Source organism: Paraburkholderia sp. 22098, assembly GCF_052045935.1.
In the GTDB taxonomy this organism is placed as follows: domain Bacteria; phylum Pseudomonadota; class Gammaproteobacteria; order Burkholderiales; family Burkholderiaceae; genus Paraburkholderia; species Paraburkholderia caledonica.
This window is the reverse complement of record NZ_JBQEPV010000001.1, coordinates 659,176-680,066: the sequence shown is the minus strand read 5'-3', so window position 1 is coordinate 680,066 and position 20,891 is coordinate 659,176. Positions and strand designations below refer to the sequence as shown.

21 protein-coding genes are annotated in these 20,891 nt (G+C 61.5%); 12 read left to right on the top strand and 9 right to left on the bottom strand.

The window, feature by feature from the left end:
• Window positions 1-34: 34 nt before the first annotated feature.
• The 4 genes from motB to flhD all read right to left on the bottom strand — a co-directional run bounded on the left by motB (window position 35) and on the right by flhD (window position 3,076).
• On the bottom strand, window positions 35-1,042 hold the full coding sequence (gene motB / locus ACTJLB_RS02950) for a flagellar motor protein MotB (RefSeq protein ID WP_440782435.1): 1,008 nt from the start codon (window positions 1,040-1,042) through the stop codon (window positions 35-37).
• Between the two features lie 19 nt (window positions 1,043-1,061).
• Entirely contained in the window at window positions 1,062-1,922 is an 861-nt protein-coding gene (motA, locus tag ACTJLB_RS02945) for a flagellar motor stator protein MotA (protein ID WP_006050895.1), read from the bottom strand.
• A gap of 227 nt (window positions 1,923-2,149) precedes the next feature.
• Window positions 2,150-2,710, bottom strand: coding sequence for a flagellar transcriptional regulator FlhC (flhC, locus tag ACTJLB_RS02940; protein ID WP_440782434.1), 561 nt, complete (start codon window positions 2,708-2,710; stop codon window positions 2,150-2,152).
• 45 nt (window positions 2,711-2,755) lie between these two features.
• Window positions 2,756-3,076, bottom strand: coding sequence for a flagellar transcriptional regulator FlhD (gene flhD, locus ACTJLB_RS02935; protein WP_006050893.1), 321 nt, complete (start codon window positions 3,074-3,076; stop codon window positions 2,756-2,758).
• 702 nt (window positions 3,077-3,778) lie between these two features.
• On the opposite strand from flhD, the gene ACTJLB_RS02930 reads away from it, so the two are divergent.
• Window positions 3,779-4,843 (top strand): glycosyltransferase family 4 protein, encoded by a 1,065-nt coding sequence (locus tag ACTJLB_RS02930; protein ID WP_440782433.1) that lies wholly within the window; start codon window positions 3,779-3,781, stop codon window positions 4,841-4,843.
• Window positions 4,844-5,156: 313 nt separating this feature from the next.
• On the opposite strand, the gene ACTJLB_RS02925 is transcribed toward ACTJLB_RS02930, so the two are convergent.
• Entirely contained in the window at window positions 5,157-5,459 is a 303-nt protein-coding gene (locus ACTJLB_RS02925) for an H-NS histone family protein (protein WP_006050891.1), read from the bottom strand.
• Between the two features lie 294 nt (window positions 5,460-5,753).
• Here ACTJLB_RS02925 and aqpZ point away from each other — a divergent pair, with 294 nt between their 5' ends.
• Window positions 5,754-6,494, top strand: coding sequence for an aquaporin Z (aqpZ, locus tag ACTJLB_RS02920; RefSeq protein ID WP_440782432.1), 741 nt, complete (start codon window positions 5,754-5,756; stop codon window positions 6,492-6,494).
• 465 nt (window positions 6,495-6,959) lie between these two features.
• Complete coding sequence (locus tag ACTJLB_RS02915) at window positions 6,960-7,271, top strand: PXPV repeat protein (protein WP_440782431.1); 312 nt, start codon at window positions 6,960-6,962, stop codon at window positions 7,269-7,271.
• 129 nt (window positions 7,272-7,400) lie between these two features.
• On the opposite strand, the gene ACTJLB_RS02910 is transcribed toward ACTJLB_RS02915, so the two are convergent.
• Together ACTJLB_RS02910 and ACTJLB_RS02905 are read right to left on the bottom strand one after the other, a co-directional pair.
• Window positions 7,401-8,222: a Cof-type HAD-IIB family hydrolase gene (locus ACTJLB_RS02910; protein WP_408421229.1), complete on the bottom strand. Its 822-nt coding sequence runs from the start codon at window positions 8,220-8,222 to the stop codon at window positions 7,401-7,403.
• A gap of 126 nt (window positions 8,223-8,348) precedes the next feature.
• Entirely contained in the window at window positions 8,349-9,239 is an 891-nt protein-coding gene (locus ACTJLB_RS02905) for a BadF/BadG/BcrA/BcrD ATPase family protein (protein WP_440782429.1), read from the bottom strand.
• A 136-nt stretch (window positions 9,240-9,375) separates the two neighbouring features.
• Between ACTJLB_RS02905 and ACTJLB_RS02900 the strand changes: the two genes are divergently transcribed.
• Together ACTJLB_RS02900 and ACTJLB_RS02895 are read left to right on the top strand one after the other, a co-directional pair.
• Complete coding sequence (locus ACTJLB_RS02900) at window positions 9,376-9,972, top strand: DNA-3-methyladenine glycosylase I (RefSeq protein ID WP_440782428.1); 597 nt, start codon at window positions 9,376-9,378, stop codon at window positions 9,970-9,972.
• 373 nt (window positions 9,973-10,345) lie between these two features.
• Window positions 10,346-10,771: a hypothetical protein gene (locus tag ACTJLB_RS02895; RefSeq protein WP_440782427.1), complete on the top strand. Its 426-nt coding sequence runs from the start codon at window positions 10,346-10,348 to the stop codon at window positions 10,769-10,771.
• Window positions 10,772-10,933: 162 nt separating this feature from the next.
• Here the strand turns inward: ACTJLB_RS02895 and rpsU are convergent, their stop codons facing one another.
• Both rpsU and ACTJLB_RS02885 read right to left on the bottom strand, forming a co-directional pair.
• Window positions 10,934-11,146: a 30S ribosomal protein S21 gene (gene rpsU, locus ACTJLB_RS02890; protein WP_006050883.1), complete on the bottom strand. Its 213-nt coding sequence runs from the start codon at window positions 11,144-11,146 to the stop codon at window positions 10,934-10,936.
• Between the two features lie 359 nt (window positions 11,147-11,505).
• Entirely contained in the window at window positions 11,506-12,447 is a 942-nt protein-coding gene (locus ACTJLB_RS02885) for an aldo/keto reductase (protein ID WP_440782426.1), read from the bottom strand.
• A gap of 267 nt (window positions 12,448-12,714) precedes the next feature.
• On the opposite strand from ACTJLB_RS02885, the gene ACTJLB_RS02880 reads away from it, so the two are divergent.
• The 7 genes from ACTJLB_RS02880 (at window position 12,715) to ACTJLB_RS02850 (ending at window position 20,891) form a co-directional block, all read left to right on the top strand.
• Window positions 12,715-13,860, top strand: coding sequence for a flagellin (locus ACTJLB_RS02880; RefSeq protein WP_440782425.1), 1,146 nt, complete (start codon window positions 12,715-12,717; stop codon window positions 13,858-13,860).
• Between the two features lie 156 nt (window positions 13,861-14,016).
• The gene (gene fliD / locus ACTJLB_RS02875) at window positions 14,017-15,522 is read left to right on the top strand and encodes a flagellar filament capping protein FliD (protein ID WP_440782424.1); all 1,506 of its coding nucleotides are present in this window, start codon (window positions 14,017-14,019) and stop codon (window positions 15,520-15,522) included.
• A gap of 3 nt (window positions 15,523-15,525) precedes the next feature.
• Window positions 15,526-15,840: a flagellar protein FliT gene (locus ACTJLB_RS02870; protein WP_440782423.1), complete on the top strand. Its 315-nt coding sequence runs from the start codon at window positions 15,526-15,528 to the stop codon at window positions 15,838-15,840.
• A gap of 263 nt (window positions 15,841-16,103) precedes the next feature.
• The gene (locus ACTJLB_RS02865; RefSeq protein WP_440782422.1) at window positions 16,104-18,467 is read left to right on the top strand and encodes an O-linked N-acetylglucosamine transferase family protein; all 2,364 of its coding nucleotides are present in this window, start codon (window positions 16,104-16,106) and stop codon (window positions 18,465-18,467) included.
• Window positions 18,464-19,615 (top strand): DegT/DnrJ/EryC1/StrS family aminotransferase, encoded by a 1,152-nt coding sequence (locus tag ACTJLB_RS02860; RefSeq protein WP_440782421.1) that lies wholly within the window; start codon window positions 18,464-18,466, stop codon window positions 19,613-19,615. Before ACTJLB_RS02865 ends, ACTJLB_RS02860 begins: the two co-directional genes overlap by 4 nt.
• Complete coding sequence (locus tag ACTJLB_RS02855) at window positions 19,612-20,652, top strand: ketoacyl-ACP synthase III (RefSeq protein WP_440782420.1); 1,041 nt, start codon at window positions 19,612-19,614, stop codon at window positions 20,650-20,652. The genes ACTJLB_RS02860 and ACTJLB_RS02855 overlap by 4 nt, the downstream gene beginning before the upstream one ends.
• Window positions 20,653-20,663: 11 nt before the next feature.
• Complete coding sequence (locus ACTJLB_RS02850) at window positions 20,664-20,891, top strand: acyl carrier protein (RefSeq protein ID WP_440782419.1); 228 nt, start codon at window positions 20,664-20,666, stop codon at window positions 20,889-20,891.

The following is a 20,891-nucleotide window of genomic DNA, read 5'->3' as shown; positions in this document are numbered from 1 at the left end:
GAGGCGCATGGAGCAGCGGGACGACCGCCTTCTGTTACTGAGCCGCCGGCGCTACCGCCGGTACCTTGGGCGCGGCCGTCGCCGGCGGCGCCAGTTTTTGCAGCAGCGGCTTCGAGCCGGCTGCATCGTCCGACAAGGTCGTCGTAGTAGAGTCGTCGTGGTCGAGCGCCTCCTCTGACTTCCTGTTCAGAACGATGATGCTGATGCGGCGGTTTTCCGGATCCATCGCGTCCGCCTTGTTCAGGTTCTGCGTCGACGCGAGGCCGAGTACACGCATTACCTTTGCTTCGTCCATGCCCCCGGCGATCAGCTCGCGGCGCGACGCATTCGCGCGGTCCGCGGACAGTTCCCAGTTGCTGTAGCCCTTCTCGCCGCCCGCGTACTGCGCGGCGTCGGTGTGTCCTTGCACGATGATGCGGTTCGGCACATCGTTCAGCGTGTGGCCAATTTCGCGCAGAATGTCGCGCATGTACGGCTCGACCTGATCTCTCGCGGTCGCGAACATCGGCCGCTTTTGCGAGTCGACAATTTCGATGCGCAAGCCGGTCAGCGTCGAATCGATTCGTATCTGCTGCTTGAACTGGCGCAGCACGGGATTCGCTTCGATCGCGGCCATCAGCTTCACTTGCAGATCGTGCAACCGGACCTGCTCGCGTCGCTCCAGTTCACCTTGCAACTGCTTCAGCGAGTCTTCGCTGCTGTGCGAGACCGTGCGCTCGGCGCGATTGTTCGTACCGTCCGTTGCGCGCGTCACGCCTTGCGCGTCGGTCGAGATATCGCGGCCGCCGCCCTTCAGAATGCTCGAGTCTTCCGCGCTGCGGTCGCCGCCCCACAGCGTGATCTTCAACGGCTGGTTGAAGTACTCCGCGATGCCTTTCAACTGCACCGTGGACGCCGAGCTCAGCAGCCACATCAGCAGGAAGAACGCCATCATCGCGGTCATGAAGTCCGCATACGCGAGCTTCCAGGCGCCGCCGTGGTGGCCGGCCTTCTTCGGCGCGGCGCGCTTGACGACAATGGCGCGGTCTTTGTCCTTGCTCATCGGTTCGTTCCCGGCGCCCTTACTTGGCCTTCACGCGGCGCACGTGCTCTTCGAGCTCGGCGAACGACGGACGCTCAGTCGAGAAGAGCACCTTGCGGCCGAACTCGACGGCGATCGCCGGTGCATAGCCATTCAGGCTCGCGAGAATCGTCACCTTGATGCACTGGAACATCTTGGTCGACTCGGTCACGCGCTGTTCGGCGACGCTCGCCAGCGGCCCGATCAGCCCGTACGAAAGCAGAATGCCGAGGAACGTGCCGACCAGCGCCTGCGCAATCATCTCGCCGAGTACCGCCGGCGGTTTGTCGGCGGACGCCATGGTGTGCACCACGCCCATCACCGCGGCCACGATACCGAACGCCGGCATTGCGTCGCCCACCTTGTTCAGCGCATGCGCGGGCGCTTCGCCTTCCTGGTGATGCGTCTCGATCTCCTCGTCCATGAGGCTTTCGATTTCGAACGCATTCATGTTGCCGCCCACCATCAGGCGCAGATAGTCGGTCAGAAACTCGATGATGTGATGGTCAGCGAGAATCTTCGGATACTGCGTGAAGATCGGACTCTTCGACGGATCGTCGATGTCCGCTTCCAGCGTCAGCGTGCCTTCCTTGCGCGCTTTGGCAAGCAGGACGTAAAGGAGCGCCATCAGCTCCATATAGACGTCCTTGTTGTACTTCGCGCCCTTGAACAGGGTCGGAATGACGCGCAGCGTTGCCTTGATCGTCTTCATCCCGTTTCCGAGGATGAACGCGCCTACGCCGGCGCCGACGATCATCAGCACTTCAACGGGCTGCAACAGCGCGCCGAGATGGCCGCCTTCCAGCGCGTAACCGCCGAAGACGGACAAAAGCGTCACGAGTGTTCCCACGAAAATCAGCACTGCGGAGCCCTCACAAAGAAGCGACGGTGACCGTCGTTAAACTGGTTTACGGCAACGCACCAGAAAACTTTGACGGAAAAGCGGCTAGCCGCGCCGGTGTAAACCAGAGGCGGGCGCGGCCAGTGAGAGACGTGATGCGCGAGGCCCGGCGCGGTAATCAGCCTGGCGGCAGCGCCCAGTGGGCGGGGAGATGGACGAGGGCCACACTGCGGCGGCCCGCCTGGCGGTCAGGCGGCGAGCGCAGGGAGGCTCTCGCGGGCGCGGGCGTCCGCGACTTTCTTTGTCTTACCGGCGCGCGAAGGCGGCTGGCAAAGCCCGCAGACAAAGCCGTGTTTCGGGTCGTGAGCGTGTGCGACGAAATGTCCGCCGCAGCGGCAGCAAGGCGTGATCTGCAGCATCCCCGAATCGAAGAAACGCACGAGCGTCCATGCGCGCGTGAGGCTGAGCACGGGTTCGTCTTCGTGCAACTGCACGTGTTCGAGATAAAGCCGGTAGCTCTTCACGATCGACTGGATCGTCGCGCAGCCGCCATGGTCGGCCATGAAGCGGTAGATGTTGTAGAACAGCGAGGAGTGAAAGTTCGGCTGCCACGTCATGAACCAGTCGGTCGAGAACGGCAGCATCCCCTTGGGCGGGGAGACCCCTTTCAGTTCCTTGTACAGCTTGATGAGCCGGTCGCGCGACAGGCTGGTTTCCGCCTCGAGCAGTTGCAGACGCGCGCCGAGTTCGATCAGTTCGATGGCCAGGGTGATTTCCCTGACTTCGAGCACCACGCTTTTATAGGCCATCCGCTTACGTTCCCGTCCCGATTGCTTGCCTTGTGCGGACCGCCATCAGCCGAGTTGCTCGACAGGCTGGCTTGCCATCAGGATCGCGGAGTGCGCCTGCGCAACGGCGCTGGATTTGCCCTTGTCCGCGAGCGCGGACAGCACGGCGTGATCGTCGAAACGGAAGCGGCACAGCACCTGATTGGACGCCGCCAGCTTCACGGTCTGCGCCAACGAAAGGTTGGCGAGCACGTCGGCCAACTGGTCCGAAATCCCCATGCGGAACATGCCCATCGGCTTGTCTTCGCGGAGCAGGCGCTGCGCGAGCAGGAGATAAGACAGGTTGACTTCTCTGATCTCATTGAGCATTTCGCTTGTCGCGCTCATGATTCCCCCGGGGTGTATCTGGCTGGTCAGGCCGTTACGGAAACGTTTGCTCGAACGCGCGCAGTCAAACCGCGCCGGTCGGCTCGTTTGTAGTCTTGCGAGCATTGTCTCGAAAGGGGGGGCGAAACGAAATCGGACAGACACCCAGCTTGTTTGACGGATTGATCCGTCACTCATGTAGGAGTTTTTCCTACAGCGCTGTGTTTTAGGGTTCGGTTAAGCAGATTAACGGGCACGGAGTTCAGGGCCGTTATGCGCGGTGAATCGCGACCTCTCCGAGGACGTGCGAAGCGGTGAGCAGGTTAAGCAGTCGAGCCGCACCGTTCAACGGTGAGCCGGATTATAAGGCGTTTTCACCGCCCCGTATTATTTCGGACTTTGCGGTCGCGGGCTCGCCGCTTGCTGTAACGGAGCGCGGCGGCTCGAGGAACGTTCGTCATCCCCCGCCAGAGCCAGTCTGAAAGCGCCGGAAGCCTGCCTGAGCGTGTGTAACGGCTCGTGTTTCGCGCTGTAACAAGGTTAAGCGTTTGAAAAATAACTCGAATTGGCGCGGCCGATCCCGATAATGAACCTAAGGGATAACCCGATGCAGATTCGGAGCACCCCCGGGCGGCGGCTACCGCGCCCAACCGTCCGTCAGGCATTCGCTCCTCGCTCTATCCGAGCGCCGCTGTGCGAAGCCGTACTCAACAGGAGAAACGCATGCGAATCGCACAAATTGCGCCGCTGTATGAAGCAGTCCCGCCGAAACTGTACGGTGGCACCGAACGTGTCGTGTCCTACCTCACCGAGGCACTGGTGGACGAGGGCCACGACGTCACGCTGTTTGCGAGCGGCGACTCGGCGACCTCCGCGAAGCTCGACGCGTGCTGGCCTCGTGCGCTGCGCCTCGATCCGACGATTCGCGACGCGCTGGCCCCCCATATCCTGATGATGGAAAAGGTGCGCCGGGTCGCACACGAGTTCGACGTGCTGCACTTCCACCTCGACTACATGCCGTTCCCGCTGTTTTCGACAATGGACACGCCGTTCGTGACCACGCTGCACGGCCGCCTCGACCTGCCTGAATTGCAGCCGGTGTTCGACGCGTTCCCGGGCGCGCCGGTCGTATCTATTTCCGATTCGCAGCGCCTGCCGCTGCCGCAGGCAAACTGGTTGAGCACGATCTATCACGGACTGCCCGAGCAGTTGCTCACGCCGCAGGCGCACAAGAAGCCGGAATACCTCGCGTTCCTGGGCCGGATCTGTCCGGAGAAGCGTGTCGACACCGCTATCAAGATCGCTGCACAGAGCGGTTTGCCGCTGAAGATCGCGGCCAAGGTGGATAAGGCCGACCAGGACTACTTCAAGCGCGAGATCGAGCCGCTGTTGTCGCAAGCGCATGTCGAGTTCGTCGGCGAGATCAACGAAGCGCAAAAGCCCGAGTTCCTGTCGGGTGCCAAGGCGCTGCTGTTTCCGATCGACTGGTCCGAGCCGTTCGGGCTCGTCATGATCGAGTCGATGGCGTGCGGCACCCCGGTGATCGCGTTCAACCGCGGCTCGGTGCCGGAAGTGATCGACCATGGCGTGACCGGCTATATCGTAGAAGACGTGCAGGGCGCGGTGGCGGCGCTTCAACGTCTCGACGAGTTGTCGCGCAGCGAAATCCGCGCGCAGTTCGAACGCCGTTTCAGTTCGAAGACGATGGCCCGCAACTACGTTGACGCGTACTCGGCGCTGGTCGAGGCCTCGCGTCGGCCGATGCTGCGCCACGTTGCGGTGGGCTGAAGCATGGTGAGCCTGAAGATGGCGGCGCGACCAGGATACTGGTGCTTTTAACGGGCCAGTACTCCGCAGCCATCCAGGTTCACATACCTGAAGCGCTTTTCGATTGACGCGCGGAACGCAGGTATTTTTTCCACGTGAATCGTTTGCGCAAACGGTAACTCGGACTTATCCCGCTTCATTTACAGAAAAGCCGCCTCTCAAAGGCGGCTTTTTTAATGGCGATGTGGATGCGCTTCCATGTCCGATTAGAACAGCCCACTAAACCCGGACTCGCGCCGATCCTTCAATTCGCTTTCGTTCGCTCGCGAACGACTCAGCTTGCACCAATCAAAAAGCGTTCACGGTTCTTGCCGACGATCCACTTGGGCGGTTTTCCGCGGCCGCTCCAGGTATTACCTGTTTTCGGGTCTTGATATTTAGCCGGCAGCGGCGCCTTCTTGGGCGGGCGTCCGCGCTTGGCGGCCACTGCAAAGCCGAGGTCCTGTGCAGTCAGGCCGTATTCGGCGATTTTTTGGCGGATGTCGGCTATCACATTGTCGATTTCCGTACGGCGGGCTTCTTCTGCTTGTGCCTGCAATTTGGCGATCTGCGCCTTGAGGTCTGCATATTGAGACATTCCGGTTCTCCCCTTTTAGATCTCATTCGCTTCGCAGACTAACTGTAATTATAAAAATTCGCAATGGATAACATTACTGATTTAGGACGGTATCTTCTGATAATTATTAAGGTTGATGAATTGCAAAACGGCTTTATCCCGGAATAATCGGTAATGCCGCCCGGCATTGACAATTCTTGACACCCGATTGGCGAGTCTTTCCCTAGAATTGGGCGCTCAAAGGCACGCGCCCGCCCGGAGCGTGCGCCCAGAGTCCGTGCTTTCAGAGCATCAACTATTTTAGGATTACCAATCATGCAGTTGTCAAAGCGCCTTGCTGCCGAGTTGTTCGGTACCTTCTGGCTCGTGCTGGGAGGCTGCGGCAGCGCTGTCCTGGCCGCAAACTTTGCCGGTCCGGTGCATGGCCTCGGCATCGGCTTCGTCGGCGTGTCGCTCGCGTTCGGGCTGACGGTGCTGACCATGGCGTTTGCAATCGGCCACATTTCAGGCTGCCATCTGAACCCGGCAGTCAGCGTCGGCCTGACGGTGGCCGGCCGCTTCCCGGCTCGCGACCTGCTTCCGTACATCGTCGCGCAGGTGGTCGGCGCCGTGCTGGGCGCGGCGGTGCTGGCATTGATCGCCTCGGGCAAGCCCGGCTTCGAACTTGTCGCGAGCGGTTTCGCGAGCAACGGTTATGGCGAGCGCTCGCCGGGCCACTACTCGCTCGCCGCGGCATTCGTCTGCGAGGCGGTTATGACGGGCTTCTTCCTTTTCGTGATCCTCGGAGCGACTGACAAACGCGCACCGGCCGGTTTTGCGCCTATTGCGATCGGCTTATGTCTGACGCTGATTCACCTTGTCTCGATTCCGGTGACGAACACCTCGGTCAACCCGGCGCGCTCGACCGGCCCGGCGCTTTTCGTCGGCGGGGCTGCGGTGGATCAGTTGTGGCTGTTCTGGCTCGCGCCCATCATCGGCGCCGTCATTGCTGGCGTGCTGTATCCGCTGGTGGCAGAAAGCCGCGACGGGAACGCGCGGAAGCTGGCTTTGGACTAGCCGGAACAGGTTGGCTGGGGGTTCGAACGGGCGCTACGGCGCCCGTTTTTTATGAAGGCGCTGTTCCGGGGAGGTCAGGCAGCAGCTTCCGCAGTATTTATAGATGCGATCTTCGCGGACGTTTCACGCCCGGCCATCTCAGCGGATTCGTCGAAAGGTCCAGATTAATCCGTTATACAGATGTAAGCCGGGATTACGCGCCATGCCGGCAAACGCCTGCCTTAGTCGCCGCTAATTCGATGCGCGCGCCGCTTGCCTACCCTAACGCCCCGCTGCGACAGGCTTTCCGTTGGATGAGTGGCGCCGATCCGGCACCGAGCAGCCGCGAGTGGATGCTTTCAAGCCCTGCGACGATGCTTGCAGTCCGTAACATCTGGTCGCAGTACTCATGAGGCGCAATGCGTAGATTGAACCTGTGCGACAAACACTCGTCGCTTCACAGCAGGCTCTTGGATGGAGAACAACATGAAACGCATCGTCACTCAATTGCTGGTTGCCGCAGGTCTCGCAGCAGGCGCATGCGGTGTAGCGCAAGCACACACGGATCTGAACATCGGGCTGTCGCTCGGCGCGCCGGTCTACACGCGCCCGGCGCCGGTCTACGCAGCAGCGCAACCGGTGTACTACGGCAGTAGCGGCTGGGGCCATCGCTACGATCGCGGCGACTATTATCGCGGCGACCGCCGTTACGAGCACGGCTGGAATCGGGACGACCGCCGTTGGGGCCACGACGACCGGCGCGATCACGGCGACCGCCGTGGCGGATGGCGCGACTAATGGTTACGACTAGTGATTCGGACTAGTAGTTAAGTCGGCAACGAGAGCCGGAGAGCCTCCGGCATGCAGTCAACCGGCCCGCATCTGCCATCGTGCGATGCGGGCCGGTCACATTCAAGGCTCCGGTCGTCAGGCCGTCAGTTCGTCGTCGAGTGAAAACAGCTTGCGCAAGTGATGTGCGACGCCCGCCTCGAAATTGTTGCCGATACGCGGCACGTTCGGCAGCCGTGTAATCAGATCGGGATTCGCGTTGTTCATCATGAAAGGATGGCCGGCCGTTTCGAGCAGGTCGATATCGTTCATGTTGTCGCCGAAAGCCACGCAATGCGCAGCGTCCACGCCCACGCGCTCGAGCACGATTTGCAACGCCCGCCCCTTCGAGACATTCGCCGTCATCACCTCCAGGCAGTCCGGCAGCGAATATGTCACATACAGCGCGTCGCCGAACTCGCGTGCGAGATTGTCCGCGACCGTGGCCAGATCCGCCGGATCGCCGATGTAAAGAACCTTGGCGATATCGACGCCGTCGTGCGCGAGAAGTTCGGCGACTTCATAGGTGAAGCCGGAATCCTGATGAAACTTCAGCAGCTCCGGCGCGTCCCGGTCGATCAGCCACGCCTGGTCGGCGAACAGGTTGACGATGACGCGACCGTGCTCGCCGACAATTCCGGGCTGCACGAGACGTTGCACGATGGCGGGCGGCAGGTCGTCGGCGTGGATCACAGTGTTGTCGGGCGCATGGATTCGGGCGCCGTTCGACGTGATCAGGTACGGCTTGATGCCGAGAATGTCGCGAATACCCGCGACGTCGCAGAAATGGCGGCCCGTTGCGATCACGAATTGCACGCCGTCGCTTTCCAGCTTGCGCACGGTGGCGACCGTGAACGGGTCGACCTGATGGTCGGCATTGAGCAGCGTGCCGTCGAGATCCGTGGCGATGACTTTATACATAGTGAGCAGGCGAGCAGCGTGGAAGGCGCTATTTTACCGTCGATGACGAGATGGGCCCCGAACGCGTGCCGCCGGCATTGAAGGCGCGACGCCCGCGCCCACGCCGGACGCCGGTCAGACAATGGCTCACGCGTTGCCCACTAGCCGCGCGGCTTCACGCTGCGCCAGCTGCAAACCACCATGCGCGGAGTCGGACAACGGTTCGCGCAGCCGTGCCTGATAGATCTGCGGCACATACTCGCGCAACGGCGCCCCGAGCCCGCCACACAAGGCTATAGGCAATGCCCCAGATGGATCGAGCGCGGCAATCATCTTGCCGATCTGAAGCCCCGCTTCGCCGAGCAGCCGCGCGGCGAATGGATGCGCGCGGTGCGCCACCACGATTCGTGCGAGGCTCGCATAGGCGGTCTGATTGGCTTCGCAAAGCCACACGACTAGCTCATCGCGATCACGTGCGCCGACATGGGCGAGGAGCGCCTGCGCGAGGTCGTCGTTCGGCCCCCGTCCGTCCAGCGCGTGCTGTGCGTGAACAATGGCTCGCACTCCGAGCCAGGCGCCACTCGCTTCGTCACCCGACGGAAAACCATAACCGCTGACGGTCCGGTATTGGCCGTCGTCCCGGTCGGCCGCCGCAGCGACGCTGCCCGTGCCAAGCGCGACAATCACGCCATACGCGCTGCCATGCGCGCCAAGCAATGTTGTGTACGCGTCGCTTTCCACGGCGAGCGCGGCCAAAGCTGGCGCCTGCGCGAGAAATGCCGCCAGCCAGTCGCGATTGTTCACGCCCGCGAGGCCGCAACCCAGTAAGCAGCGCGACCAGTCGAGCGCGGCGCCCGCCTGCGCGAATGCGTCGGCACAGCCAGCCGCGATTGCCTGCCACGCACGTTCGACGCCCAAGCCCAGACCCGACGGCCCACTTGCCGCCTGCGCCAACTCGCGCCCGTGCGCGTCGGCCAGCACGATGCGTGTGCCGGTGCCGCCGCCGTCAACGCCGATCAGAAATAGGTCTTCGTTCATTGGGAGAGGTGCGTTTCGTGGGAAATGTGCATAGCGTGGCAGGTCTGTTTCGATCCGGCAATTGGCCGAACGGCTAGCTTGCGACGCCCAAGCGTTCCGCTATGCTGGCGAGCGATATGACTACCGGGAGCGCCAAATGACACAACGATGCAATTGGGTATCGAGCGAAGCGCTCGCACAGTATCACGACACCGAATGGGGCGTGCCGTCGCGCGAGGACCAGCATCTTTTCGAAATGCTCGTGCTGGAAGGCGCGCAAGCCGGACTCTCGTGGTCGACGATTCTCAACAAGCGAGCGGGCTACCGGCGCGCGTTTGCCGAGTTCGATATCGACAAGGTCGCGCGCTTCACGCCGCAGCACGTCGACACACTCGTGGCGGACGAAGGCATCGTGCGCCATCGCGGCAAAATCGAGGCTGCCATCATCAATGCGCGCGCCGTGCAGCAGATCCGGGCGGAACACGGATCGCTCGCCGCCTTCATCTGGTCTTTCGTCGACAACACGCCGATTCAGAACGAGTGGGCGTCGTACAAGCACGCGCCGGCATCGACGGAAGTTTCCGATGCACTCAGCAAAGCGTTGAAGCGCTATGGCTGCAAGTTCGTCGGCTCGACCATCTGTTATGCGTTCATGCAGGCGGTCGGCATGGTGAACGATCACGAACTGACCTGTATGTGCCGCGCGCGCTGCGCCGCGCTCGGCAAGAAGGGACGGACTCGCAAGGCCGGTTAGCCGCGGGGACTATCCGATGACGGTGCCGGGCGCGTGGGAGGCGGCGCACGCCTGCCTGCATGGTCCTCGCGCACCGGTCGAAACCGTTATCCGGTAAAGCCCTGCTGCGCTTATCACGGGCGCCGGTCGTTATACGGTTATGAGCGCCGCCGTGTTTGTGGCAGCCAGTTGCGATTAGAGCCTGCTTGTGCCTGCTTGTGCCTGCTTGTGCCTGCTTGAGCGCCGCCTGAGTCACGCTGCAAGGCCGCGGGCAAAGCCCGGAATTGAAGGCTTTTCGCCATGCTAGTCGGGGCTTGGCCAACGAACGCAGGCTGGATACTGGTATCAGACGCTCATCAACGAGTAACCACCGCGCAGCATCGTGAGACCAACCATGAAGACCCTTACCTTTCTCACCCATCAGGATATTTTCGACCGGGCCGTGAGCCACCTTTTCGGCCAGAAGCGCGCAGCACTACTGCCACGCGGAGGTGGCGCCTACCGCGGCTATTGTGGCGGCTGCCCTGTCGGCAACTTCATCAAGCTGCGCGACTATATGACGGCTATGGAAGGCGTGCCCGTGCGCTATATCGGCAAGACGCCCGTGGCGGCGCCTGCGTATATGGACGTCGGCGTGGCAGCGCTGAGGAAAGCGCTGCTGCGTTCCCGCATCAATGTGTACGATCAGGCCACCGTCGATCTGCTCAGTTGCCTGCAAAACGTGCACGACGTTTTTGGCACGTGGGAATGGGACGAGCGCCTGTACTCGATCGCGCGTCAATTCGGGCTCTCCGTACACAAGTTGAAGAGCGCAGCCTGACCACGCGCGAGGTGTCGTCTGGCGACGCCTGAGCGCGGCGCAGGCCTGCTTCAACACGGTAAAGCCGCGTCAATGCGGCCACAAAGTGCGACCACAAAGCAAAACGGCGGTGTGGCTTCTTTCGAAGCTCACACCGCCGTTATGACGTGCCGAGAAGCTTGCTTAGTGCAGCTTCTTCGGCAGCATCTGGCTGCGCAGGCGCTTGTGCAGGCGCTTCACAGCAGCAGCCTTCTTGCGCTTACGTGCCGTAGTCGGCTTTTCGTACGATTGGCGCTCACGCAGTTCTGCGATCAGGCCGTTCTTTTCGATTGCGCGACGAAAGCGGCGAATCGCCACTTCGAACGGCTCGTTTTCCTTCAGAAGAATCGTCGTCATGTAATTCCTAACTCAATCACTTGATATGGGTTGATTGCGTGGCGGAGACCGCTCACGCGCCGGCCCTCCGGTCGTTTCGATTCATGGCCAGTAACAGGCAAACGCGGGAAGAACCCGGCCAAACCACGAATGAAACGAGAGGCAAAGCGGCCACGGAGGCCGGAAAAGAGAGGTGCGGAGCTCACCGCGGAACGCGGACAGACGTACTGCAAAGCCGCGTCTGCTGCCGTTTCGCCAACCTTTCACCAACGGACAACCGATGACGAAACAGGCAAAGATCTCAATTCACTCCCGATGATATCAGGAAACTCTCCATGCTACCAGGGGTTTAGGGATTACGCCAGGCCATTGCGGGCGATTCATGCGCTCGCATCGTCCAGTTCACGGATGTCGGTACTCGTGAGCGTCAGATGAACCGCGGCGACAAGGCTTTCCAGCTGCTGCAGCGACGTCGCACTCGCAATCGGCGCCGTCACGCTCGGGCGCGCGATCAACCATGCCAGCGCGACGCTGGCCGGCGTGCTGCCATGCCGCGCCGCAACGCGGTCGAGCGCCGTGAGAATTTGCAAACCACGTGGGTTCAGATACTTTTCGACGCGGCTACCTCGCGCCTTATTGGCGAGATCCTCCCGCGAACGGTATTTTCCCGAGAGGAATCCGCTCGCGAGACTCCAATATACGACCACCCCCAACTGATGGGCCAGCGCAACCGGCTCGATGTCGGTCTCATATTCAGCCCGGTCGTACAGATTGTATTCCGGTTGCAACACCTGATACTCCGGCAGCCCGTGCTGACGGGACACGGCAAGCGCCTCCTCGACGCGCGCACCGCTGTAGTTGGACGCACCAATCACTCGCACCTTGCCGGCTTCAATCAGCCGCTGGTACGCGCCGAGTGTCTCGGCAAGCGGCGTTTCGGTGTCGTCTTCGTGGGAAAAGTAGACGTCGATGTAATCGGTCTGCAAGCGGCGCAGCGAGTCTTCGACCGCCGCTTGAATGTTCGCCGCCGACAGGCCCTTACGCTGCGGATGCTTCGCCACTTTAGTCGCAAGCACGATTTTGTCGCGCTTGCCGCTTTGCCGGAACCACTTTCCGATGACGGTTTCGGACTCGCCGCCCTGATTGCCGGGCGCCCAGGCGGAATACACGTCGGCCGTATCGATGAAGTCCAGTCCGGCGTCGACGAAGGCATCCAGAATCGAAAACGACGTCGCTTCATCGGCGGTCCAGCCGAATACATTGCCGCCGAACATAAGCGGTGCCACTTGCAATTCCGAGCGTCCAATGCGGCGTGTTTGCATGATTTCTTCCGGCTTTATTCACAAGAGAAAAAGAGAATACGCCGCCTTTTCAAATCGTGCAGCGCACCCATGCATTGCACCGCAAACCCTTGTCGGGCGGGGCACGCAAGCCTCGCCCGCGATAGCGATTGCAGCCCGATAAAAGAAAGTCCCTCAAGTTTTTTTTAGGGGGGCCGTCAACCTTCACTGAGGCGGCCAGCAATGAACGAGTGCTTCCGCCGATGCCAACGTGGCGTATTGGGCTCAGGCTTATTTAGGAGATTTTCCATGCTCGGAATCAATAGCAATATCAACTCGCTGGTTGCACAGCAAAACCTCAACGGCTCGCAAAGCGCCCTGTCGCAAGCTATCACCCGCCTGTCGTCGGGCAAGCGCATCAACAGCGCGGCTGACGATGCAGCAGGTCTGGCGATCTCGACGCGTATGCAGAGCCAGATCAACGGCCTGAACCAGGGCGTGTCGAACGCAAATGACGGCGTGTCGATGATCCAGACCGCATCGAGCGCGTTGTCGTCGCTGACTTCCAGCCTGCAACGTATCCGCCAACTGGCCGTGCAGGCATCCACTGGTTCGCTGTCGTCGAGCGACCAGGCCGCACTGCAGAAGGAAGTGTCGGCGCAGATCGCTGAAGTGAACCGTATCGCGTCGCAGACGACGTACAACGGCACCAACATTCTGGACGGCTCGGCAGGCAGCGTGTCGTTTCAGGTAGGCGCGAACGTCGGTCAGACGATCAGCTTGGACCTGAGCCAATCGATGTCCGCAGGGAAGATCGGTGGCGGTCTCGTGCAAACGGGTCAAACGGTTGGCACGATCGCCGTCAGCCTTTCGGCTGCGGGCGCATATACCAGCTCGGGCGCAACGATCACGTCGATCAACGTGCTGTCGGATGGCAAGGGCGGCTACACGTTCACGGACCAGAACAACACCGCGATCTCGTCTGGCGTGGCAAGCGCGATCTTCAGCGCAGGCACGGCTGCAGGCACGGGCACCGCCGTCACGACGCTGGCACTGAGCTCGGGCGCGCTTCCGACGACCGGCGCTGCATCGTCGGCAGCAATCGCAGCTGTAAACCAGATCAACGCGATCAACGCGCCGCCGACGGTTTCGGGTCTCGACATCAGCACGGTCACGGGTGCAAACGAGGCGATGGTCTCCATCGACAACGCGTTGCAGACGGTCAACACGCTGCAAGCTGCACTCGGCGCGGCGCAAAACCGCTTCTCGTCGATCGCAACCTCGCAGCAAGCGGAATCGACCGACCTGTCGTCGGCACAGTCGCAAATCACGGATGCCAACTTCGCACAAGAAACGGCAAACCTGAGCAAGGCGCAAGTGCTGCAGCAAGCTGGTATCTCGGTGTTGGCGCAAGCTAACTCCAACCCGCAGCAAGTTCTGAAGCTCCTGCAGTAAGGGCAGCCGCGGTAGAGGCGATGCGCCGCGCGCGAGCCGGCGCATCGCCAGATTGAAAACGCCGGGAGGCATGCCTCCCGGCGTGCGTTTCCGCCTTCCAATGATGTAGCATCACGCACCACCTGATACAGATTTCCAGACGCCGGGAGCCTCTGCATGTCCACGATCTCAACCTCGTCTTCTACGGCTAGCGCAAATTCGGCGCTGCAGTCGGCCGCTCAATCGATCATCAGCGGCTCGACGGGCAATTCGTCCATGGACGTGTCCACGCTCGTCACGGCACTCGTGAACGCGAAGATCGCCGGACAAGCTTCGGCTCTCGCGGCAAAACAGACGGCCGACAACACGACCCTCTCCGGATACGGCGCGCTGAGTTCCGCGCTGAGTGCGTTGCAGTCGGGCATTACCAACCTCGCGAACGGCACGACGCTGGGCACGTTCTCGGCAACCGCCAGCGGTACCGGGCTGACCGCGACGGCCGGTGTCGGCGCTGTGGCTGGCGCCTACTCTGTCAACGTCACCCAGATTGCGAGTTCGCAAGCCTTGTCGTCGGCGGCCTTTGGCGCCACGACGCAACTGGGCACCGGCACGCTGTCCATTTCGGTCGGCGGCAAGTCGATGGACATCAACGTCGACAGCAGCAATAACACGCTTTCCGGCATCGCCGCGGCAATCAACGCGAACAGCAGCAACCCGGGCGTGACGGCGACGATCGTCACCGGCACGGACGGCGCTCACCTCGTGCTGCGTGCCGCCAGCTCCGGCGCGGCCAACGTCATCAACGTCTCGACCAGCAACGTCACCAGTGACACCGGTCTGTCGAGCCTCGGCGTCGCGTCGACTGCGAGCACGACGGGCGGCACCTCGACTATCGTGTCGGCCAAGTCGTCCCAGGCCTGGACACAGAGCGGCTACGCGCAAGACGCCGAATTTACGATCGGCGGCATCGCGGCGAGCAGTTCGAGCAATTCGGTGACGAGCGCAATTGCGGGCGTGACAATAAATCTGACGGCCGCATCGGCCGGCACCACGCAGACGCTGACCGTTGCGCAGGACACCACCGCGCAGAACACCGCAATCAATAATTTCGTGAGCCTCTACAACACGGTCGTAACGACGATGTCGGCGCTCACGTCGTACACCAGCGGCGCGTCGTCGCAAGGGCCGTTGCTCGGCGACTCGACGTTGCAGACGGTCAAGAACACACTGGCCACGATCATCGGCGGTTCGGTCGGCTCGGGCAGCACCGGGACGACACTAGCGTCGATCGGGATCACGCTGAAGGACGATCCCGCCGACGGCACGATGGTGGTCGACAATAACGCGCTGAACACGGCGCTGACGAGCAGCCCGGCCACGGTCGCGTCGCTCTTCAACTCGACCAACGGTATCGCCAAGCAACTGAACAGCAGCATCACCACGTTTACGCAGACTGGCGGCATCATCGATACGCGCAACACCGCGCTGAATGCCGACCTCGCCAGCATCACCAAGCAGCAGTCAGCGCTCGCCGACTACACAACGCAGTTGACGAACCAGTATCAGGCTCAGTTCACCGCCCTGAACACGCTGATGGCGACCATGAACAACAACTCGCAATACCTGACCGCGCTATTCGGCGGCACGAACAGCGCCGGCGCGCTGGCGACCAACAAGAGCTAAGCCATGAAGGCGCATGACATGAACCAGATGGAATTGGTCGAACGCGTGCTGTCCATTACGCGGCAAATCGAACAGGCGGCTGCGCTCGCCGACTGGCCAGAAGCGGCCCGTCTGACGGAAATGCGCTCGCCGCTACTCATGACGCTTACCGCCGATCAGGCGCCTGCCGCGCTCGACATGATCCGCCAGATTCAGGCCATCGACGCAGCGCTCGTCGCCGACGCCGCACTCACGCAGCAGGAACTGCACGTCGAGTTCGAAGCGGCGATTGGCCGCGCCAAGGCGGCAGGCGAATATCAGCGGATGGCCCGCCTGTAAGATGCCAGGAAGCGTCCAGCCTGACGCTGCCACGCCCCGAAAAGCCGGCTCCCCCGGCCAGCCCGACAACAACAAGAAGTCCGCGCCGAAGTGAGGCGCGCTTGCTTCCTCAGCCCGCCTCATGCGGGCTTTTTTCTTGCCTGACGGCTTTCCGCACCCTCGTCCATACGCTAAACAGACGGCCTTTTCACCGTCATCTCCGCGCATCGGAAAGCTGTGCCCAGCAGCACAATTTCCTCCATAGACGATTCCGCGCCGAGACCATGACTCTCCTGTACGAACAGCCATCTGCTGAAATTTTGACGCCCGAGCAACAACTCGAGCTGGACATGGCGCTCGTGTTGCAAACCGCGCTCGATCATCACCACAAGGGCGAGTTCGACGATGCGCAAGCGCTTTATCGCGTCATTCTCGACGCCACGCCGAATCGCCCGGATGTGATGTACAACCTGGGCGTGCTGCTCGGTCAGACGAAGCGCGTCGCAGACGCCTTGCCGCTCTTCGAGCAATGTCTCGGTCTGCAACCGCATAACGGCCAGTACTGGGCGGCTTACATCAGCGCGCTGATCGACGCAGGCGAAACTGCCGCTGCGTGGCTAGCGCTCGAGATGGGCCAGAAGCAGGGCTTGAGCGGCCCGGCGGTGGACGGCCTGATCGTTCGCATGGCGAATCCGGATCAGACCGTGCAAATGTTTCCCGTGGCGACGGCAAAATCGCAGTCGCCGGAAGCCGCGCCGCCCCAAGACGCGCCGGCCGCCAGAACGAACATTGCTGCGGGACGTCGCATCAGTCAGCAGGAAACCAGTCGCTTCACGTCGCTGTATAACAAAGGCAATATCGCCGAGGCGGTGAAACTCGCCGAGTCGCTGACCCAGCGTTTCCCAGCCGACGGCAACTCATGGCGCTGGCTGGGCATCGCGCTGCACCGTCAGGGCCGCTACGACGACGCGCTCGTGCCATTGCGCAAAGCCGCCGAACTCATCCCCGAGGAACTGGAAACCCGCACCGTACTCGCGGATACGCTGCGCCTGAAAAACATGCTTGCGGAGTCGGAGCGGGAATGCCGCGCGATCGTCGCGATCAATCCTGACAGCGCCGAAGCGCAGCGCATTCTTGGCATCGTGCTGGTTCACCAGGGACGCGTGGCCGAAGGCCTCGCCGCCTCACGGCGGGCTACCGAACTGGCACCCCACAGCGCCTCCGTGCATAGCTCGCTCGGTGTCCTCCAGCTCGATCTCGGTCTGGTTGAAGAGGCAGAGCAATCGTTCCGCACCGCTCTGCAAAAAGACCCGAAAGACGCCATCGCGGCGAACAACTATCTGTTCGCGCTATCGCACAACCCCGCGATCCAGCATGACAAGCTGTTCGCCGAGCACACCGCTTTTGCGCGTCAACATGAAGATCCTGTCCGCGCGCAGTGGCCGAATCATTCGAACAAGCGTTCGCCGGATCGTAAGCTGAAGATCGGCTTCGTTTCAGGCGACCTGTTCCGCCATGCCGTCGCGTCGTACCTGCTGCCTATCATGGAGCATCTTGCCAAGGACGATAGCCTGTCCTTGCATGTGTACAGCAACCACATCGCTGAAGACGACTATACGCAATTGCTGCGCAACTGCGCCGACTCGTGGCAGCAGATCACTGGCATGCCGGACGCAGAACTGGCCAACAAGATCCGCAACGAACGCATCGACATTCTGTTCGATCTCTCCGGGCACACGGGCCGCAACCGTCTGCTGACCTTCGTGCGCAAACCCGCACCGGTCCAGGTGACGTGGATGGGTTATCCCGGCACCACGGGCCTGAGCGCAATGGACTACTACCTGGTGGACAAATACGGTGTCCCGTTCGGTGCGCCGGAAAGTCAGTTCTCCGAGAAGATCGTCCATCTGCCTTCGAGCGCGACGTTCCTCCCCGAGAAGAGCGCGCCGCCAGTCAACATTCTGCCGGCCATGCATAACGGCCACATTACGTTCGGCAGCTTCAACCGGCTGAACAAACTGCGCCGCGACGTGATCGCCTTGTGGGCTGAATTGCTGCGCGCGTTGCCGAACGCAAAGATGCTGCTCGGCGCCATCGCCAACGATGACGACGAACAGATGCTGATCGACTGGTTCACCGCCGAAGGCATCGACCGCGAGCGTCTCACCTTCCGCCGTCGCTCGAGTATTCCGGTGTATCTGCAACAGCATTTTCATGTCGACATCTGCCTGGACACATTTCCGTACACGGGTTCCACCACGGTGCTGAATTCGTTGTGGATGGGCGTGCCGACGTTGACGATCGCAGGCAGCACGCTGGCAAGCCGCGCCGGCACCACATGGATGTCGCACGTCGGTCTCGAACAATTCGTCGTCGCGAACAAAGAAGAGTTCGTGGCGCGCGGCGCGGCGCTAGCGTCCGACATTCCCGCACTCGCCGAAATCCGCACGAGCCTGCGCGAGCGCTGCGCCGCGTCAGCGGCGTTCCGCCCGGACGTGGTCGCGGCGGGCGTCTCGCGCGCGTTGCGCATCATGTGGCAACGGTGGTGCGCCGGTGAGTCGGCCACTGCCTTTGAAGTTTCGATGGACGACATCGGCGATATGGTCAATCAGGCGCCGGCGTTGGCAGATAAAGGGGACACGAAGTGAACGCACCTTTGCCGCTGCGCGCGGTCGAGCCGCAGGTCGATGAGCGTATTTATGTCACTCAGCCTCATCTTGCGCCGCTCGAAGAGTTCATCCCGTATTTGCGCCAGATCTGGGAGAGCAAGGTACTCACCAACGGCGGGCCGTTTCACCAGCAATTCGAAAACGAGCTGTGCAAGTATCTGGGCGTGCGACACCTTTCGCTGTTCACGAACGGCACGCTCGCGCTACTTACCGCGCTTCAGGCGTTGCGCGTGACGGGCGAGGTGATCACGACGCCCTATTCGTTCGTCGCGACCGCGCATTCGCTAGTGTGGAACGGCATTAAACCGGTTTTTGTCGACGTCGACCCGGACACGCTGAACCTCGATGCCGCGAAGATCGAAGCCGCCATCACGCCGCAGACCACCGCCATCATGCCGGTGCACTGTTACGGCAAGCCGTGCGACGTCGAGGCCATCCAGAAGATCGCCGATAACTACAACCTGAAAGTGATCTACGACGCCGCGCACGCATTCGGCGTGCAGACCGACACGGGCAGCGTGCTCGGGCATGGCGATCTGGCGGTGCTAAGCTTTCACGCCACGAAGGTGTTCAACACCTTTGAAGGCGGCGCGATTGTTTGCCAGGACGCCAAGACGAAGCAGCGCATCGACCATCTCAAGAATTTCGGTTTCGTCGACGAAGTGACCGTGGTGGCATCGGGCATCAACGGCAAGATGAGTGAGATCAACGCCGCGTTTGGCCTGTTGCAGTTGCAGCACATCGACGGAGCACTGGCGCGCCGCGCGCAGATCGACGCGATCTATCGCGAGCGGCTTCGCGACATTCCCGGCATTCGTTGCCTGCCGAAAGGCGGCGAAAAGGTGGCAAATCACTCGTACTTTCCGATTCTCGTCGGGCCGGAATTCCCAGTGAGCCGCGACGTGCTGTACCAGAAGTTCCGCGACCACGACATCTACGCGCGCCGCTACTTCTACCCGCTGATTTCCGATTTTCCGATTTATCGCGGGCTGCCGTCCGCGCGCAGAGAAAATCTGCCTGTCGCTCATGCGGCCGCCCAGCAGGTGCTGTGTCTGCCGATATTCCCGGCACTCACCGACGGCATGCTCGATCGCATCATCGGCATCATCGCGGATTGCCGGTCATGACGCCCTCGGGTCAATCTGGTCGGGTGCAGGCGCGCATCCTCGATATCGCCGGATACCTGCCGGAGCAGGTCCTGACGAACGAAGAGCTTGCGTCGCTTTACCCCGAATGGTCGGCGGACAAGATCCTGGCCAAGACCGGCATTCGCCAGCGGCACATCGCATCGGCCGAACAAACCGCCGCGGACCTCGCGTACGAAGCGGCACGCAACCTCTTCGCCCAGAACGCAGTGAGCGCGCAGGACATCGACTTTGTGATTCTGTGTACGCAGGCGCCTGATTACGTGCTGCCGACTTCCGCCTGCCTGTTGCAGAACCGGCTCGGCATTGCGACCCATGCTGGCGCGCTCGACATCAACCTCGGATGTTCCGGATATGTGTACGGGCTTTCGCTCGCCAAGGGTCTGGTCGAAACCGGCGCTGCCCGGTGCGTGCTGCTGCTGACTGCCGACACCTATTCGAAATATGTCCATCCGCTCGACAAGAGCGTGCGCACTCTGTTCGGCGACGGCGCGAGCGCGACAGCGATCATTGGCTCGACAGACGGCAACGGGTCGATCGGCCCATTCGTGTTCGGCACCGACGGCCGTGGCGCGGGCAACCTGATCGTCAAAGCGGGATTGTTTCGTGAGCCGAAAAGCGTCGGCAGCGCAATGGAGAAAGAAGACGAGTCCGGCAATGTGCGCACGGACGAGCATCTGTACATGAACGGCGCCGAGGTGATGGCCTTCTCGCTTTCGGAGGTGCCCAAAGCAGCGAGGTCGCTTCTCGAGAAGGCCGGCATGGACCGCGAGGAAATCGACTTCTTCGTGCTGCATCAGGCAAACCGTTTCATGCTCGAAGCGCTGCGAAAAAAAATGAAGGTCCCGGAGAGCAAATTTCCGATCGTCATGGAGCAGTGCGGCAACACCGTGTCGTCTACGGTTCCGCTAGCACTGAAACAGATGAAGGACGACGACATGCTGCGGCGTGGCAGTCGATTGATGTTGTTGGGCTTTGGCGTCGGCTACTCATGGGCCGGCTGCCTTGTAAATTACTAGTAGGAGCAGACATGGAACACTTTTACGAAGGTATGGCCGAAATCCTCGAGATCGACGCAAGCCTCGTTACGCCCGAGCTCGATTTGCACGAACACAACTGGGATTCGCTCGCGGTGGTATCGACGATTGCGCTCGTCGACGACTGCTTTAACGTGATGTTGAGCGGCCAGGCGTTGAATAACTGCAACACCATTGCCGATATCGAAGCGCTGATCAGCAGTGCGAAGAAGGCAGCCTAA